Raw genomic sequence first — 16,553 nt, 5'->3', positions numbered from 1 at the left:
CGTCAGGCTCCCGCCGCGCTCAGCACGCCGCACGCCCCGCAGGCCGCGCACCCGGCCTCCTGGTCCGCGCCGCGCATGTCCGCCTCCCGCAACAACTTCGCGACCCGCTCGCTCACGTCGCGCACCAGCGACGCGCGCGGGCCGGGCACGCCGTCCCGCCGCGCGAGGGTGCCGGCCATCGGCCGCATCGGCACCACGAACGGGTACACACCCCGCTCGATCAGCCGCGCCGCGCCGTCGACCAGCTCGTCCGGGTCCTCGCCGAGGCCGATCAACAGGTACGTGGAGACCTTGTTGCGGCCGAACACCCGCACCGCCTCGTCCCACGCGGCCTCGTACTCGGCCAGCGGCACCGAGCCCTTGCCGGGCATCCACCGCCGCCGGACCTCGTCGTCAAGCGACTCGACGTGGATGCCGATCGAGGTCGCGCCCACCGCGCGCAGGTCGGCGATCACCGACAGCTCGCCCGGCGGCTCGATCTGCACCTGCACCGGCAGGCCCGGCACCGCGTCGAGCACCGCCTTGACGCAGCGGACGAGGTGCCGGGCGCCGCGGTCCGGGCCCGCCGTGGTGCCGGTGGTCATCACCATCTGCCGCACCCCGTCGAGCCGGACCGCGGCCTCGGCGACCTCGGCCAGCTGCGCCGGGGTCTTCGCCGCGACGGTGTCCCCGGCCTTGAGCGATTCCTCGATGGTGCAGAACCGGCAGCGCTGATCCTCGGCGTAGCGGATGCACGTCTGCACGACGGTCGTGGCGAGCACGTCCCGCCCGTGCAGCAGCGCGATCTTGCGGTACGGCACGCCGTCCGCGGTGGTCAGGTCGTAGAACTTCGGGCGGGACACCGGTTCCACGGTCAGCCCGAGGTCGATCCGTCCCTTGTAGACGCGGCCGTCGCGCAGGGTGTAGGGGCTGTCCGGGTTCAGCGGCAGCGCCGCGTTCGCACCGTCGACGACGAGGTGCCCGTCGTCGCTCGGGCCGGCGCCCTTGCTGCGCCGCACGGGCGCGTCCCAGCGCACCCCGTGCACCGCGAGGTCGGTCCGGGCGTCCAGGTTGTCGGTCTTCACGCGCACTGCCTCCTCTTCCGTCAGCCCGGGGTCACCACATGTAGGTCGAGTTGATGATCGCCCCCTTGCGGGCGTAGTGGATGAGCGCGTCCTGCACGTCCAGCGGGTGCGTCGGGATGACGCCCTCGATCAGGTCCTCCTCCCGCAGCCCGTGCAGGGACAGGCCGAAGCGGCAGCAGTAGACCTTGCCGCCCTCCTTGATGAACGTCTTGAGCTGGTCGTTGATGTTGTGCTCGCCGGGGAACGCGGAGTTGCCGGTGGTCGGGAAACCACGGGTGGCCATGGCGTTCATCGAGCCGGGGCCGTAGAAGTAGATGGCGGACTCGAAGCCCTTGCGCAGCGCGCGGGTGGCCTGCAGGATCGCCACGAAACTCACCGACGACTCGTGCGCGATGCCGTGCACGAGCGTGAAGTACGACTGGCCGGGCTCGGCCTGGTAGTCCGGGAACACCTTGGTGCCGCCGTAGATGCTGGAGCCCTCCGGCAGCGACGGGTGCGGGATCTCGTTGAGGCTCTGCTGCTCGGTCTCAGTCAGCTCGGACACGATGAATCTCCTTGTTGTTGCGGGGTTGCCACGGGTGCGGATCACCCGTAGAGCTTGTCGAAGGTGCCGCGGAACACCAGGTCCGCGAGCTCGCCGTCACCGGCCGCGGCGGCCAGCCGGGCGTACTCGCCGGCCTGGTCGCCCCACGGCTCGTCGCTGGCGAAGAGGATCCGGTCGCCGCCGATGCCGCGGCGGTCGACCTCGGCGGCCAGCCAGCGCGGCGCGAAGCCGATCGCCCAGGACAGGTCGGTGTAGACCTGTTTGCCTGCCGCGATCCAGTCGAAGAACCGGCTGCCCACGAGCTTGATGTGGCCGCTCATGCCGCCGCCGAAGTGCACCAGGTGCACCTTGACGTCGTCGCCGTAGTGCTCGACCAGCGTGCCGACCTCGTCGATGTCGGACGCCGCGCCGGGCGAGGTGTGCACGTGGACGACCAGGTCGTGGTCGCGGGCGGCGGCGAAGATCCGGTCCAGGCCGGGGCGGCAGGCCGGGTCGGTGGGGCGGCCGCCGAGCAGGAAGCTCAGCTTCAGCGCCCGCACGCCCGGCTCGGTGGCCAGGCTCAGGGCCTTCGCGGTGCGCTCGGCGTCGCGCTCCAAGGGCGACACCCACAGCCCGGCGCGGATCCGGTCGTCGCGCTGCGCGGCTTCGACGCAGAGTTCGTTGAAGGAGAACGCGATCTCCGGATCCGGCACCCCGTAGTTGGGGATGACCAGCGCGCGCTCGGTGCCTTCGGCGTCGAGGTCGGCGATCAGCTCGTCGAGGGTGGCGCGGGCGCCCAGGTCCGGGTGCACGGCGGGCCCGCCGTAGAACGGGTAGGCGGGCAGCACGCCGAGGTGGCGGTGCGCGTCGTTGACCGGCATCAGGCCACCGTCCGGGGCGCGGTCCAGTACTCGTCGGCCGGGTAGGTGCTGTCGGGGGTGCCCGCGATCCAGTGCAGCCCGTCGGTGCGGCGGCTGGTGGAGGCGATGTGCGCGGCGAGGTACTCCGCGTCCTCGGCGACCCCGCAGAAGCGGCCGGAACCCCAGGTGTGCTGCCAGGGCAGGCCGATGAAATACAGGCCGGGGCAGCTGGTGACGCCGCGCTCGTGGGTGGGGTAGCCGCGGCCGTCGAACACCGGCACCTCGATCCAGCGGTGGTCGCGGCCGAAACCGGTGCTCCACACGACGGAGGTGATGCCGCTGGTGTGGAGGTCCAGTTCGGACGGTTCGGTGTCCGGCTGCCACACCGGGACGTACCGGTCCTCGTGTGGCGCGTCGATGGCGTGGGCGGTGATCCAGGTGTCGATGGAGTCCTTGATGCCTTCGGAGACGGCGTCGGCGGCGTCGAGGTTGTGGCTCAGGTCCTGGGCGAAGGTCAGCCGCCCGCCGTTGATTCCGGTGAGCCGGCCGTAGAGTCGCATGCCGTCGCGGGCGAAGGCGCGCAGGTCGATGTCGCGCCCGCCGTCGCGGCCGGTGACGTAGTGGTTGGCGCGGAAGCGGACGGCGTCGGCGTCGGCGAACTCGTCGATGCCGCGCCGGTAGTAGCCCATGTCGTCCAGCCAGGCCACGACGTCGCGGCCCCGGTAGCGGCGGGCCACGCGCGGCGCGCTGCCCACGGCCAGGTGCACGCGGCGGCCGGCCAGGTGCAGGTCTTCGGCGATCTGGCAGCCGGACTGGCCGGTGCCGACGACGAGCACCTCACCCGGCGGTAGTTGTTCGGGGTTGCGGTAGTCCGCGGAGTGGACCTGCACCACGTCCGAGGGCAGCCGCTCGGCCATCCGCGGGATCAGCGGCACCTGGTAGGGGCCGGTGGCGAGCACGACGTGGTCGGCGGTGAGCTCACCCTCCGATGTGGACACCTGGAACCCGCGTGTGGTGCGGCGCAGCCGGGTCGCCTCGATCCCTTCGATGAGCGGGAAGTCGAAGGCGTCCCGGTAGGTGCGCAGGTAGGCGACGATCTCGTCGCGCACCATGAACCCGTCGGGATCGTCGCCGGGGTAGGGGAACCCGGGCAGGCGGCACTGCCAGTTCGGGGTGACCAGGCAGAACGAGTCCCAGCGGCGGTCGGCCCACTCGTGGCCCGCGGTCTCGCGCTCCAGCACGACGTGGTCGATGCCGCGGGCGGACAGGCAGTGGCTCGCCGACAGGCCGGCCTGACCTCCGCCGACCACGACGACCGTGTGGTGGCCGTTCATCGCTCGAACCCCTCGACCACGACCCGGCCGTCCTCGAACGACTTCGCGCGGGCCTCGATGTCGGCCAGCTGGGCCGCGGCCTGCGCGCAGCCGAACCCGTAGATGCGGCGCACGCGCTCCGAGGCCTGGTTCAGCGCGGTGCGGCTGCGGTCGACGAACTCGGCGACCGGGTAGCTGTCCCCGGGGACGAAAAACTCCTCCACGACCGTGGAGGGCGAGTAGCATTGCTGAACGGAGGCGTCCGGCCAACGAACGCGAAAGACAATCTCCGGCACGGGTTTCCTCCCCATCTGCGGTGATGGGAGTAGTTCACCGGCCCGCGATGTCGGGGGCGTTGCCTCCGGAACACCGGCACGTTTCGGAACCCGGCTTTTGTTGCCAACGGGTTTCGCAGGTGCCGGATGTCGTCGTGCCGGGGGGTGAGTCCTGTCTGGCGTGGGGGAGCGAGCACGCCTGGGGTGCCGAGTCCGGAATGGCTGGCCGCCTGGGTGCGGGGGAGCGGCGGTCACGGACCACGCCGGGCCAAGCCGATGGTGGGCAGCGGCGAACGGGGGGCGGTTCAGGCGCCGGGCGTCATCGTGCCTGCGCTCACGCTTCGCCGGGGGTGGCGGGGCAGCAGGAGCGCGGGGACGATCAGCGCCGCGGTCATGCCGAACGCCACCCAGAACGCGAAACCGAACGACTCGGCCAGGATCGGGGCCACCGTCGCCCTCACGGCGGGCGGCATCGAGGTGATCTGGTTCGCCCCGGCGCCGACCGCTGGGATGCCGCGCGCGGTGAGTTCGCTGGTGAGGTGCTGGGTCAGCGCGGTCACGAGCAGCGCGCTGCCCAGCGACGCCCCGATCTGCTGGATCGCCGACAGCGTGGGCGCGGCACGGGACACGGCGCGCGGGTCGAGCTGCGCGTACGCGGCGGCGAACGTCGGCATCATCACCGAACCCAGCCCCAGGCCGCGCACGAACAGCACCGCGCTCAGCCACCCGTACGAGGTGCCGGTCCCGAGCATGCCCAGCGGCGCGGTCCCGAGCAGCGCGAGCACGATGCCCACCGGCACGACGAAGCCCGCCCCGACCCGGTCGGTCAGCCTGCCGGCGAGCGGCATCGCCACCATCGCCCCGAGTCCCTGCGGGGCGAGCAGCAGGCCCGCGGCCAGGGCGCCTTCACCCCGCACGGTCTGGTAGTACAGCGGCAGCAGGAGCAGGCCGCCGAACAGCGCGACGGCCACGAGGAAGATCGTCACCGTGCCGGCGGTGAAGTACCGGTCGGTGAACAGCCGCACGTCGATCAGCGAGGCGGGCCCCCGGGCAAGGCTGTGCCACGTGTACAGCGCGAGGCCGGCGCCACCGGCGATGAGCCAGGCGAGCACGCTCCAGTGCCCGAAACCGCCCTGGGAGCTGGCCCGCGACAGGCCGTAGAGCAGCACCACGAGGCTCCCGGACAGCAGCACGAGACCGCGCACGTCGATCCGGCCGGGGTGCTCCGCCTCGCCGCCGCCGGGCAGCTTCCACACCGCCAGCGCGACCGCGCACGCGGCCACCGGCACGTTGACGAGGAAGATCCAGTGCCAGCTGGTGTACTCGACCAGCAGGCCGCCGAGCACCGGGCCGAAGACCGGGCCGAGCAGCATCGGCACCCCGAGGATCGCCATCGCGCGCCCCAGCCGGGCCGGCCCGGCGGCCCGCGTGATGATCGTCTGCCCGCCCGGCAGGAGCATGCCGCCGCCGAGGCCCTGCACGACGCGGAACGCGATCAGGCTCTCGATCGACCAGGCGCTCGCGCACAGGGCCGAACCCGCGGCGAACAACACCACCGACAAGATCCACACCGGCTTGGTCCCGAACCGGTCCACGGCCCATCCGGTGAGCGGGATGACCAGGCCCACCGCCAGCAGGTACCCGGTCACGATCCACTGGGCCGTGGACAGGCTCGCGCCGAGCTGGCGGCTCACAGTCTCCAGCGCGACGTTCACGATCGTGGTGTCGAACACGACCATGATGAGCCCGCACACGACCACGAGCCCGGTGACGACGACCTCGCGATCGAGCTTCTCCGCACGCGCGGTGGTGGAGGGATCCATGACGGCTCCCGCATGCTGGTCCGGACGGTCCGCGACGAAGCTCCAAGCTACGCCCGCACCGGCCCGCATGCGAAGCGGTTTCCGCCCGCTACATCAGGCGAGCCGCTCCCGGGGCGAGACGAGGATCTTGACGTTGTCCTCCTTGTTGTCGATCAGCTCCCGGAACCCGCCGTCGACCAGGTCGTCGAGGGCGATCCGGCCGGTGATGAACTTCGACGCGTCGACCTTGCCCTCGCGCAGCAGCGCGATCGTGCCGGCGTGGTCGCCGCAATAGGCCAGCGAACCGACCAGGTTGATCTCGCTCATCACCAGGTCGTTGACCGTCACCCGCGGCACGTGGCCCCAGATCGCGACGTTGACCACGGTCCCGCCGGGGCGCACCGACGAGATCGCCGAGGCCAGGACCGCGTCGATGCCGGCGCATTCGAACGCCACGTCGGCGCCCGCCCCCTCGGTCAGGTCCCGGATCGCCTCGGTCGCGTCGTCGGTGGTGGGGTCGATGATGACGTCCGCGCCCGCGGGGCCGGCCTTCGCCTTGCGGGCGGCGGCCGGTTCCACCACAATCACCCGGCCGGCGCCGCGAGCCTTGAGCGCGGCGGCGGTGACGAGACCGATGGGGCCGGCGCCGTACACGGCCGCGGTGCCGCCCTCGGGGATCCCGGACAGCCGCACCGCGTGGTAGCCCACGGCCAGTGGTTCGACCAGGGCGCCGATGTCCGTGGGCAGGTCGCCGAGCTGGTGGATCCATCGCTGGTCGACCACACACCGTTCGGCGAAGCCGCCCTCGTTGCCGGACAGGCCGATGAAGCCGAGGTTGCGGCAGATGTTGTAGCGCCCGGCCTGGCAGGCGGCGCACTTGCCGCACACGTGGTAGGGCTCGACGGCCACACGGTCGCCTTCGGCGATGCCGGTGACGCCCGGCCCGACCGCGGACACCACGCCCGCGAACTCGTGGCCCATCACCACGGGCAGCCCGACCCCGGTGAGCGGGTGTGGTGATCCGGCCGGCGGGATGAAGATCGGGCCTTCCAGGTATTCGTGCAGGTCGGTGCCGCAGATGCCGCACCAGTCGACCGAGACCTCCACCTGCCCTGGCCCCACCCGCGGGTCGGGCACCTCGTCGATCCGGATGTCGCCGGGACCGTGGAACCGTGCGGCTTTCATGGGACCTCCTCGTCGCCGAACCGTGTGGTCGAGGGTGACGCGGTGGCGACGGCGCGGCCAGGGTTGCAACGAGTTGCACCGCCCGCCGGGGAAACGTCCCATACGGTGATTGCGTGACGCAAATGAACGCGGTGCCGACGGAGACGGACGCCGCCCTCGCCGTGTTGCGGTCGATGGTCGGCATCGCCGACGCGACGGTCGAGCGGGGGACCGCGGGGCTGACCCTGACGCAGTTCCGGGCACTGCGCGTGGTCGCCGAGCGCACCCCGGTCACGATGCGGCGGGTGGCCGCCGAGCTGGGCCTGAACCCGTCGTCGGTGACCCGCGCTTGTGACCGTCTGGAGGCGGCCAAGCTGCTGCAACGCGCCGCGAACCCGTTGAACAAGCGGGAAACCCTGCTCGCGCCGACGGCACGTGGACGCCGGTTGGTCGACCGCGTCGACCACGACCGCCGGTCCGTCCTGGCCGACGTGCTCGACCGGATGGAACCACGGGCGCGGGAGCATCTGGCGCGCGTGTTCGGCGCGTTCGCCGACGCCGCCGAGGCCGTCCTCCACCCCGGCGCCGACACCGCCCGGTGATTGCGCTGCGCAACCGAGGTGGTTTTCGCGTCGGGGGAGCGGGTAACCGGGCCGGGTGCGACGAGACGCGATCGCCGATCCGTGGGGCGCCCGCACGCCGTACGGACCCGGGCAGTCCTGGCCCGTGCGGGTCGATTCCCAGCTCGCCGACGGCCTGACCGAGGACGACGTCGACCGGTGGGTCCCGACGGCGGCGGTCCTCCACTCCAACGGCGACGGCCTCGAACTGGCCGTCAAGGACGGCCGCCTCGTCGGCGTCCGCGGCCGCGCCGCAGACCGGGTCAACCACGGCCGCGTCGACCCGAAGGACCTCTACGGCTGGCAGGCCAACGCCTCGCCGGACCGGCTCACCACCCCGCTGGTCCGCCGGGACGGGCGGCTCGTCGAGGCGAGCTGGGACGAGGCGATGGGCCTGGTCGCCGGCCGCAGCCGGGCCCTGCTGGACGAGCGCGGCCCCAGCTCGATCGGCTTCTACACCAGCGGCCAGCTCTTCTGCGAGGAGTACTACACGCTCGCCGCGATCGCGCACGGCGCCATCGGCACCAACCACCTCGACGGCAACACCCGCCTGTGCACCGCGACCGCGGCCGCCGCGCTCAAGGAGACCTTCGGCTGCGACGGTCAGCCCGGCTCCTACACCGACGTCGACCACGCCGACGTCATCGCCCTCTACGGCCACAACGTCGCCGAGACGCAGAGCGTGCTGTGGAGCCGCATGCTCGACCGGCTCGCCGGCCCGAACCCGCCGTCGCTGTTGTGCGTCGACCCGCGGGACACCCCGGTCGCCCGCGCGGCCACCGTGCACCTGGCGCCCCTGCCGGGCACGAACCTGGCCCTGATGAACGCGTTGCTGCACGAGATCATCGCCCGCGACTGGGTCGACCACGACTACCTGGACCGGTGCACCGTGGGCTTCGACCAGCTCGCCGCGCTCGTCGCGGACTACCCGCCCGAACGCGCGGCCGAGATCTGCCGCATCCCCGCCGCGCGCATCCGCGAAGCCGCGGCTCTGCTGGGCGGCGCGCAGCGGCTGCTGTCCACCGTGCTGCAGGGCTTCTACCAAGCCCACCAGGCCACCGCCGCGGCCGTGCAGGTGAACAACATCAACCTGGTCCGCGGCATGCTCGGCCGCCCCGGGCGCGGGGTCCTGCAGATGAACGGGCAGCCCACGGCCGAGAACACCCGCGAATGCGGCGCCGACGGCGACCTCACCGGGTTCCGCAACTGGGCCAACGATGCGCACGTCACCGAACTGGCGGACCTGTGGAACCTCGAGGTGAAGCAGATCCCGCACTACGCCCCGCCGACGCACGCGATGCAGATCTTCCGCTACGCCGAGAACGGCAGCCTGCGCCTGCTGTGGGTGTCGGCCACCAACCCCGCGGTGTCGCTGCCCGACCTCGCGCGCATCCGGTCCATCCTGTCCCAGGACCGGTTGTTCCTCGTGGTCCAGGACGTCTTCCTGACCGAGACCGCCGAGCTGGCCGACGTGGTGCTGCCCGCGGCGATGTGGGGCGAGAAGACGGGCGGGTTCACCAACGCCGACCGCACCGTGCACCTGTCGGAGAAGGCCGTCGACCCGCCCGGGCAGGCCCGGCCGGACCTGGACATCTTCCTCGACTACGCCCGGCGCATGGACTTCCGCGACCGCGACGGGCAGCCGTTCCCGCCCTGGCACGATGCGGAGACGGCGTTCGAGGCGTGGAAGCGGGCCAGCGCCGGACGGCCCTGCGACTACACCGGGCTCAGCTACGGCAAGCTGCGTCAGCGCGCGATCCAATGGCCCTGCGACGCCGAACACCCCGACGGCACCGAACGGCTCTACGTCGACGGGAAGTTCTTCGCCCGGCCCGGCTACTGCGAGGACTACGGGCGCGACCTCGTCACCGGCGGGCCCGCCGACCAGAACGAGTACCGCGCGGTCAACCCGGACGGCAAGGCCATGCTCAAGGCGGCGGAGTACCTGCCGCCACGCGAGATGCCGTCCGCCGAGCACCCGTTCGCGTTGATCACCGGGCGGACGATCTACCAGTTCCACACCCGCACCAAGACCGGCCGGGTGCCGGAACTGCGGGACGCGGCTCCTGAGGTGTGGGTCGAGATGTCCGAACAGGACGCGAAGGCCCACGATCTGTCCGAAGGGGACCTCGCCGAGATCACCACACCACGCGGCGCGGTCCGCGCCCGGGTGCGGATCCGCGGCATCCGGGACGGGGTGCTGTTCCTGCCGTTCCACTACGGCTACTGGGGCACCGACGACCCGTCCGGGCGGCACCGGGCGGCCAACGAGCTCACGATCACCGACTGGGACCCGGTGTCCAAGCAGCCGCTGTTCAAGACAGCGGCCGCGGCGATGCGCCGCGCGGAGGGGACCCGATGAAGATCGCCCTCGCCCTGCGGGAACTGCACCGAGCCGAGAAGGCGCTGGTGCGTGACCTGCTCAAGATGTCCGACCGGCACCACGCCGAACCCGAGATCCACCACGTCGCCCGCGATCTGGCCCGCTGGTCCCGCGACCACGTCCGGGCACTGGCCGACGCCGGCCGCCCCTACGGCCTGGAGCTGGGCGCCGAGGTCGCCGAGCGATCGGGCCCGCTGGCGCCGGTGCGCACCGCGGTGAGCGAGTTGCTCAGCACACGGCCCGAGCCGGGTGTGCTGTTGCTGGCCGACCTGCGTCGCTTGCACCGGGCGTGTGCCGGGTGTCGCTGGACTGGGAACTGCTGGCGCAGGGAGCGCAGGCCGTCAAGGACGACGACCTGCTGGCCCTGGCGAGCCGCTGCCACCCGCACGCACTGCGCCAGCTGAAGTGGACCAACGCGATGCTCAAGCAGCTGTCCCCGCAGGTGCTGGCCGGCTGAGCCGGGCGGCGGGCAACGCCAGGGGCGTGTTCGGCGAAGATCGCGCCGGTCGGCGGGATGGGTTGTCTGGTAGTCGTTGCCGCACGGCGCGATTCCCCGCCGTTGCTCGACGCGATGCCGCAGGTGCGGGGACGCCGCCGGTCGGGCGAAGCCGCGGCGAGCACGGGTGTCTGACGGCCCTCTCCTGTCCCGCCGGTTGGCCGGCTGCGCCGTCGGTGTGGAGTTGCGGGCCGAGCCGTCGTCCAGCTGACTCTCGATTCATGACGTCGACGGCCGTCTCCGCGGATGTTCGACGGACGCCACCGCAGGGTTCACCCATGTCGGTGAAGCTTAACCCCTTGACGAAGCTTTTATGTAGCGATCTACTAACGGCCGCGTCAAAGATGACACATTTCGCTGGAGGCTTCCCGATGGACCGCCTACCGCATCGCCGCCTGGTGGGTGTTCCCGTCCTCGTCGCCGCTCTGGTGGCGGGCGGTGTGCTCGCCGCGCAGCAGGCGTCGGCTGCCATACCGCAGGTGCTGCCGACCGGGCCCGCGCTGCTCAACGAACCGCCCGCGCGGGCACCGCAGTTCGAGAACGCCGGCATCTGGCGGGCGCAGCCCACGGAAGTCTGCATGAGCAGCGCGTACCGCGAAGGGGAGTTCCTTTACCAGGGCTGCCCGTGGGACGACCACGGCGGCGGGCCCGAGTACAGCTGGCCCGCCAACACCATGCTCCGCAACTACACCTACCCGGACGACCCCGCGTACCGCGCCAACGCGGCGGACCTGATCGAGTTGCGGGTCAAACCCCTGGCGGACTCGACGGCCTTCCGAATCACCTACAACACGATGACCGGCCCCGAACTGGTCGCCACCACCCTCGCACTCGGCGGCTCGACGGCGCCGCGGGCGGTGCCGCACGGGGCGAACACGGTGATGCCTGCGCAGGTGTTCGTCACCGTGCACGGCGCCACCGCGGACGTCACCGACGCCGAGACCGGCCGGAAGCTGGCCGAGGCACCGGTGCGCGTCGATGTGCCGCGGCGGCAGGTCGAGGTCCGGGTGCCGCACGGTGCGTTCGACCCGGCCGGGCAGCAGGTCCGGGTCGCCGCCGCGACCGGTCTGTGGGACCGGGCCGGGGACCGCTACCTCGTCCCGCGGGCCACCGCGGACCCGGACCACCCGGGCGGCGCGCCGGTCGGTGTCGCCAACCCGTCGGCGTTCTTCGACTCCGCGTTCCGCTACGACGAGCCGATGGACAGCGCGTGGCGCGACCGGCTGCAACTGGCCGCTATCGGCCAGGGGGACCTGAGCCCGTTCTTCGCCGAGGTCGACTTCGCCAAGCTCGCGTCCCGCGTCGACGACGACATGACCGGGCAGCGCGGCGGCGTACCCGCGCACGGCTACATCCAGCGCATCTTCGCCAGCCACTTCGAATCCGCACAGGGCCGGCGTTTGCCGGGAGAACCCGGACAACCGCCCACCGGAGCGTCCACCCGGCAGGGCGGACTCCAGATCGGCGGCGAGACGGTCAGCGGCGAGTTCGGCTGGGTCTGCCGCGACGGCTGCGTGCCCGACCTCGCCGGGCGCCTGCAGCGCTACATCATCTACGTGCCCCGGACACCGGCCCCGGCGACCGGGTACACGTCGCTGACCTGGGTGCCCGGCTACGCGCTCACTCCTGGCGACCAGGTGCGCGGCGGCAAGGACCTGTTTCACGCCGTCGGCGACCGGCCGGACGCGCCGACCGTCGTGATCGCCGTCGACGCGCGTGGCGCGGACAACTGGGCCTACGGGCAGATGGGCGCGAGCGTGTTCGAAAGCATCGCCGACGCCGCCGCGCACTACCGGCTCGACCCGGCCCGGCGAGTGATGGCCGGCTTCTCCAGTGGCGCCTACAGCGCGAACAAGCTGGCCCTGCAGTTCCCGGACGCGTTCAGCAAGGCCTTCATCTGCGACGGCCTCGACCGGGCGCCGTCGTTTCCCGGGGTCAACGGGATCGCGGACACGCTGTCGGTGGACACGATCACCCAGCACGAGGCGGGCTCGGAGCTCACCCCGCTGCTGCCGTCGCGGCGCAACCAGCCGGTCATGGAGTGGGCAGGGGGCAACGACGACTTCATCCCGTACCCGATCACTCGTGCGCGGGGCGACGCGTATGCGGCAGGGGACTTCTACGACTACGAGTTCATCAGCTGGCTCGGTCTCTCCGCCGAGCACATGGTTCAGTGCAACAGCGGCACCTGGGACGTGCTGACCCGATGGCTCGGCGACGGATCCGGCCCGGGCGCACCGTCGCACGTCACCTACGTGCGCAACCCGAAGATGGACGACCCCGCCTCCGGCTTGGTCGGCGACAAGGCCTACTGGCTGTCCGGCATCCAGACGCGCAGCACCGACGGCGCGCTCGGCATGATCGACGTCGTCTCGCACGGTTTCGGCCGGGCGGACGCGGCGGGGCCGGCGCAGAAGACGTCGATCGGCGCGACCTCCGGCACCACGGCCCCGGTCAACCCCTACGTTCGGGAGTACCGTCACCTGCCGGAGGGTGCGGATCGAGCCGAGGCGAACGTCCTGGACATCACGGCGACCAACATCCGCTCGGTCACCGTCGATCCCGCCGCGGCCGAAGTGGACTGCGACGCGACGCTGAACATCACCAGTGACGGTCCGCTGGAGGTCACGTTGCTCGGCTGCCCGGGCGCGGCCCCGGCCGCGCAGCGGTCCGATCAGGGCGCCACGGACACGACCTCGGAGCTGCCGCAGGTGCCGAATCTGCCGTTGTCCGGTGTACTGCCACCACTGCCGCTGCCGCCGACCACGAAGGACCCGCTCGTCCCGTTCGGCCCGGTCGAGCTTCCGCTCCTCTGACGCGCCCGGCCCGGAAGGTCACCACCGTCGCGGTGGTGACCTTCTGTCGTTCCGGGCGGTACTTTTGTGACATACATGCGTCGGCCGCGCGCGAAGTGCATCGTGTGCGTGGTATGGCTGGCACATCGGGCGGATGGTTTCCGGAGGTGGCTTGTGAAGGCACGGTCATTGGTGTTCGACCTGTTCGGCGACTACTTGCGCTACCGGGGCGGGGAGGTGCGCCTGCGGCACCTGGTCGCCCTGATGGCGTGCTTCGACGTCCCGGAGCCCACGGTGCGCGTGGTGGCGGCCCGGCTGCGCAAGGAGGGGTGGCTGAGCAGTCGGAAGGAGGGGCGCGAGACCGTCTACGAGCTGACGGGCGCCGCGTGGGAACTGCTGGACGAGGGCCGCGATCGCATCTTCGACCGGGCGCGTGGCCCGTGGGACGGGCAGTGGCACATGGTGCTGTATTCGGTGCCGGAGTCCGAGCGCGCGGTGCGTGAGCAGCTGCGCAAGAAGCTCGCGTGGTTCGGGTTCGGCCCGCTGTCCGCGTCGGTCTGGGTGAGCCCGCACGACAGGGCGCCGCGCATCCGCGAGGCCTTCGCCGACGAGCCTTCGGTGCGTCTGGACATCTTCCGGTCGCGATCGGCCGGCCTGGAGGAGGACCGGGACATCGCCGCGCGGGCCTGGGAGCTGGGCGAGCTGGACCGGGACTACGCGGAGCTCCTGCGGCGGTACCGCCCCCGGCTGGGCCGGTACCGCTCGGGAAACCTGACCGGTCGGCACGCGCTGACCGAGCGCATGCGGCTGGTGCACGACTACCGGCGCTTCCCGTTCCGCGACCCGGATCTGCCGCCGGAGCTGCTGCCCGAAGGCTGGCGCGGCCGGCAGGCCCACGAGGTGTTCCTGGAGGCGCACGGCCTGCTCCGGGGTGCCGCCGAGGCCTACGTGGACGAGCTGCTGGGCACCGACAGGGTCGTGGTCGAGCAGCCGGGCTGACGTGATGCGTGCCAGTTTCTAGACGTTCGTCGGTTGTATGTTGTATGTTGAGCCCGGTGCCGCTGAAGCGGCGTCGTACGGGTTCAACGAGGAGCGTGGTGCTCATGTCAGTGCCGACTGACACGCCTCATCGATCCGGTCTGGTCGTCGTGGGTCTGTGTTTTCTCACGATCGTCTTCGACGGCTACGACCTCATCGTCTACGGCTCGGCGGTGCCGAGCCTCCTCGCCGAGCCGGGCTGGTCCCTGGGGCCGGCGCAGGCCGGCGCCATCGGCAGTTACGCCCTGATGGGCATGCTGATCGGTGCGCTGGGCGCTGGCGCGCTCACCGACCAGGCCGGCCGCCGCCGGATCATGCTGGCCGGCATCACCTGGTTCTCGGTGATGATGGTGGCCTGCGCGCTGGCCCCCAACGCCGGACTGCTTGGGCTGTTCCGCTTCCTGGCCGGGCTCGGGCTGGGCGGCGTCATCCCCAGCGCGATCGCGCTGACTGTCGAGTACGCGCCCCGAGGGCGGCGGCAGCTGTACAACGCGCTGATGTTCGTCGGCTACTCGGTCGGCGGCGTGCTCGCCGCGGTGTGCGCCCTGGCGCTGGCCGCCGACCACGGGTGGCGGCCGCTGATGGCGATCGGCGCCGCGCCGCTGTTGATCGTGCTGCCGCTGGCCTGGCGGTTCCTGCCCGAATCGGTGAGCTACCTGCTGGCGAAGGGCCGCGACGGCGACGCGCTGATCCAGGCCCGGCGCTACGGCGTCGACCTCGACGCGGTCCGCGCTGAGCTGAGCGTTGCCACCCCGCGGGTTTCGGCCGGGCCTCGAACGTTGTTCCAGCGGGGCTCCCTGACGGCGACGCTGCTGTTCGGCGCCGCGAGCTTCTGCGGACTGTTGCTGGTCTACGGGCTCAACACCTGGCTGCCGCAGCTGATGCGCCAGGCCGGCTACCCCCTGGGCTCGGCGCTGGCCTTCCTGCTGGTGCTCAACCTCGGCGCGATCGTGGGCGGCGTGCTGGCGTCCCTGCTGGCCGACCGGTTCGGCCCCAAACCCGTGACCGTGTCGGCGTTCCTGCTCGCCACGGTGTGCCTGCTGGTGCTGAGCCAACGCGTAAACGAGGCGGTGCTGTTCGCGGCGGTGGGTGTTGCGGGCCTGGGCAGCGTCGGCACGCAGATCCTGGTGAACGGGTTCGTGGCCGTGCACTACCCGGCCCCGGTCCGGGCCACGGCCCTGGGCTGGGCGCTCGGGGTGGGCCGGGCCGGCGCGATCGTGGGCCCGCTGTTCGGCGGCTGGGTGCTGGCCTCGGGCATCGGCTTCGAGTGGAACTTCTACGGCTTCGCGGTGCCCGCGCTGGCGGGCGCGCTGCTGATCGGCCTCATCCCGCGTGCGCTGCGGCGCCGCACCGCCACCACGGCGAGTGAACTGACTGTGCGAACGGAGACGACATGACCTCGACTGCCCCGGCCGGCATCACCCACGGCCAGACGACCTCGGCGGACGGCACGGCCCTCGGCTACTTCCGGCGTGGGTCCGGGCCCGCGCTCGTCATCACTCACGGCAGCATCTCCACTTCGGACCAGTGGATCCCGGCCACCGAGCACCTGGCCGGGCACTTCACCTGCTACGTCCACGACCGGCGGGGCCGCGGGCGCAGCGGCGACACCGCGGCGTACGACCTGGCGGCCGAGGTCGCCGATATCGCGGCGATGATGGCGATCGCCGGTCCGGGCGCGCACTTGCTCGGGCACTCCTACGGCGCGCTCTGCACGCTGGCCTACGCCGAGACCCACGGGGTCGACGGCACGCTGCTGCTGTTCGAACCGCCGCTCGCGGTGGACGGGCCGGTCGCCGGGGCGGGCCTGGCCACCTATCGCACGCTGGTCGAGGCCGGAGACCTGGAGGCGGCCCTGGAGTTCGCGCTGGTCAACTTCGTCCGGGTGCCCGCCGAGGCCGTCCCCGAGATCCGGCGGACGCCGCTGTGGGAGTCGGCGGTGCCGCTCACCCCGAGCTGGGTTCGGGAGCTCGAGCAGATCGACAGCCTCGGCGACGACCTCACCCACTACGGCGCCATCACGACACCGGTCCACCTGATCGCGGGCACGGCCACCACGCCGTTCCTCTTCGAGTCGGCGCACGCGCTTACCGGTGTGCTGCCCCGCTCGGGGATCACTGAGCTGCCTGGTCTGGACCACTTCGCGCACCTCGTCGACCCGGTCGGATTCGCCGCGGTCGTGCGCGGCGCCATCGGCCGGTGACGGGCCTGACGAAGGAG

14 protein-coding genes are annotated in these 16,553 nt (G+C 71.9%); 7 read left to right on the top strand and 7 right to left on the bottom strand.

What is annotated here, in order from left to right; translation table 11 throughout:
• Window positions 1-2: 2 nt before the first annotated feature.
• The 7 genes from AMETH_RS18260 to AMETH_RS18230 all read right to left on the bottom strand — a co-directional run bounded on the left by AMETH_RS18260 (window position 3) and on the right by AMETH_RS18230 (window position 7,022).
• Window positions 3-1,064 (bottom strand): MSMEG_0568 family radical SAM protein, encoded by a 1,062-nt coding sequence (locus AMETH_RS18260; protein ID WP_020486705.1) that lies wholly within the window; start codon window positions 1,062-1,064, stop codon window positions 3-5.
• Between the two features lie 31 nt (window positions 1,065-1,095).
• The gene (locus AMETH_RS18255; protein WP_017982569.1) at window positions 1,096-1,608 is read right to left on the bottom strand and encodes an MSMEG_0572/Sll0783 family nitrogen starvation response protein; all 513 of its coding nucleotides are present in this window, start codon (window positions 1,606-1,608) and stop codon (window positions 1,096-1,098) included.
• Window positions 1,609-1,649: 41 nt separating this feature from the next.
• Window positions 1,650-2,468 (bottom strand): amidohydrolase family protein, encoded by an 819-nt coding sequence (locus AMETH_RS18250; protein ID WP_017982568.1) that lies wholly within the window; start codon window positions 2,466-2,468, stop codon window positions 1,650-1,652.
• Complete coding sequence (locus tag AMETH_RS18245) at window positions 2,468-3,781, bottom strand: MSMEG_0569 family flavin-dependent oxidoreductase (protein ID WP_017982567.1); 1,314 nt, start codon at window positions 3,779-3,781, stop codon at window positions 2,468-2,470. Before AMETH_RS18245 ends, AMETH_RS18250 begins: the two co-directional genes overlap by 1 nt.
• Window positions 3,778-4,071 carry an MSMEG_0570 family nitrogen starvation response protein gene (locus tag AMETH_RS18240; protein WP_081617552.1) on the bottom strand — a complete coding sequence of 98 codons (294 nt, stop codon included), beginning with the start codon at window positions 4,069-4,071 and terminating at the stop codon, window positions 3,778-3,780. Before AMETH_RS18240 ends, AMETH_RS18245 begins: the two co-directional genes overlap by 4 nt.
• Before the next feature lie 269 nt (window positions 4,072-4,340).
• Complete coding sequence (locus tag AMETH_RS18235) at window positions 4,341-5,858, bottom strand: DHA2 family efflux MFS transporter permease subunit (RefSeq protein ID WP_017982565.1); 1,518 nt, start codon at window positions 5,856-5,858, stop codon at window positions 4,341-4,343.
• Window positions 5,859-5,951: 93 nt separating this feature from the next.
• The gene (locus tag AMETH_RS18230; protein WP_017982564.1) at window positions 5,952-7,022 is read right to left on the bottom strand and encodes a 2,3-butanediol dehydrogenase; all 1,071 of its coding nucleotides are present in this window, start codon (window positions 7,020-7,022) and stop codon (window positions 5,952-5,954) included.
• 122 nt (window positions 7,023-7,144) lie between these two features.
• On the opposite strand from AMETH_RS18230, the gene AMETH_RS18225 reads away from it, so the two are divergent.
• From AMETH_RS18225 to AMETH_RS18195, 7 genes are all read left to right on the top strand, one after another.
• Window positions 7,145-7,603 (top strand): MarR family winged helix-turn-helix transcriptional regulator, encoded by a 459-nt coding sequence (locus AMETH_RS18225; protein WP_017982563.1) that lies wholly within the window; start codon window positions 7,145-7,147, stop codon window positions 7,601-7,603.
• A gap of 55 nt (window positions 7,604-7,658) precedes the next feature.
• The gene (locus AMETH_RS18220; protein WP_020486704.1) at window positions 7,659-9,983 is read left to right on the top strand and encodes a molybdopterin oxidoreductase family protein; all 2,325 of its coding nucleotides are present in this window, start codon (window positions 7,659-7,661) and stop codon (window positions 9,981-9,983) included.
• Window positions 9,980-10,408, top strand: a complete 429-nt coding sequence (locus AMETH_RS18215) for a hypothetical protein (RefSeq protein ID WP_223842849.1) — start codon at window positions 9,980-9,982, stop codon at window positions 10,406-10,408. Before AMETH_RS18220 ends, AMETH_RS18215 begins: the two co-directional genes overlap by 4 nt.
• 490 nt (window positions 10,409-10,898) lie before the next feature.
• The gene (locus AMETH_RS18210) at window positions 10,899-13,316 is read left to right on the top strand and encodes a hypothetical protein (RefSeq protein WP_038532204.1); all 2,418 of its coding nucleotides are present in this window, start codon (window positions 10,899-10,901) and stop codon (window positions 13,314-13,316) included.
• Between the two features lie 153 nt (window positions 13,317-13,469).
• On the top strand, window positions 13,470-14,294 hold the full coding sequence (locus AMETH_RS18205) for a PaaX family transcriptional regulator (protein ID WP_026153138.1): 825 nt from the start codon (window positions 13,470-13,472) through the stop codon (window positions 14,292-14,294).
• A 104-nt stretch (window positions 14,295-14,398) separates the two neighbouring features.
• The gene (locus AMETH_RS18200; protein WP_038533198.1) at window positions 14,399-15,730 is read left to right on the top strand and encodes an MFS transporter; all 1,332 of its coding nucleotides are present in this window, start codon (window positions 14,399-14,401) and stop codon (window positions 15,728-15,730) included.
• Window positions 15,727-16,536 (top strand): alpha/beta fold hydrolase, encoded by an 810-nt coding sequence (locus AMETH_RS18195; protein WP_017982557.1) that lies wholly within the window; start codon window positions 15,727-15,729, stop codon window positions 16,534-16,536. The genes AMETH_RS18200 and AMETH_RS18195 overlap by 4 nt, the downstream gene beginning before the upstream one ends.
• Window positions 16,537-16,553: the final 17 nt, after the last annotated feature.

Origin of the sequence: Amycolatopsis methanolica 239 (assembly GCF_000739085.1) — a bacterium.
GTDB classification, from domain to species: domain Bacteria; phylum Actinomycetota; class Actinomycetes; order Mycobacteriales; family Pseudonocardiaceae; genus Amycolatopsis_E; species Amycolatopsis_E methanolica.
This window is presented reverse-complemented; position numbering and strand designations above follow the sequence as displayed.

Bases quoted from the DNA above. Each gene is read 5' to 3' on its own strand.
- AMETH_RS18215 (WP_223842849.1), top strand. From the start codon at position 9,980: ATGAAGATCGCCCTCGCCCTGCGGGAACTGCACCGAGCCGAGAAGGCG.
- AMETH_RS18225 (WP_017982563.1), top strand. From the start codon at position 7,145: ATGAACGCGGTGCCGACGGAGACGGACGCCGCCCTCGCCGTGTTGCGG.
- AMETH_RS18235 (WP_017982565.1), bottom strand. From the start codon at position 5,858: ATGGATCCCTCCACCACCGCGCGTGCGGAGAAGCTCGATCGCGAGGTC.
- AMETH_RS18195 (WP_017982557.1), top strand. From the start codon at position 15,727: ATGACCTCGACTGCCCCGGCCGGCATCACCCACGGCCAGACGACCTCG.
- AMETH_RS18250 (WP_017982568.1), bottom strand. From the start codon at position 2,468: ATGCCGGTCAACGACGCGCACCGCCACCTCGGCGTGCTGCCCGCCTAC.
- AMETH_RS18230 (WP_017982564.1), bottom strand. From the start codon at position 7,022: ATGAAAGCCGCACGGTTCCACGGTCCCGGCGACATCCGGATCGACGAG.
- AMETH_RS18200 (WP_038533198.1), top strand. From the start codon at position 14,399: ATGTCAGTGCCGACTGACACGCCTCATCGATCCGGTCTGGTCGTCGTG.
- AMETH_RS18245 (WP_017982567.1), bottom strand. From the start codon at position 3,781: ATGAACGGCCACCACACGGTCGTCGTGGTCGGCGGAGGTCAGGCCGGC.
- AMETH_RS18240 (WP_081617552.1), bottom strand. From the start codon at position 4,071: ATGGGGAGGAAACCCGTGCCGGAGATTGTCTTTCGCGTTCGTTGGCCG.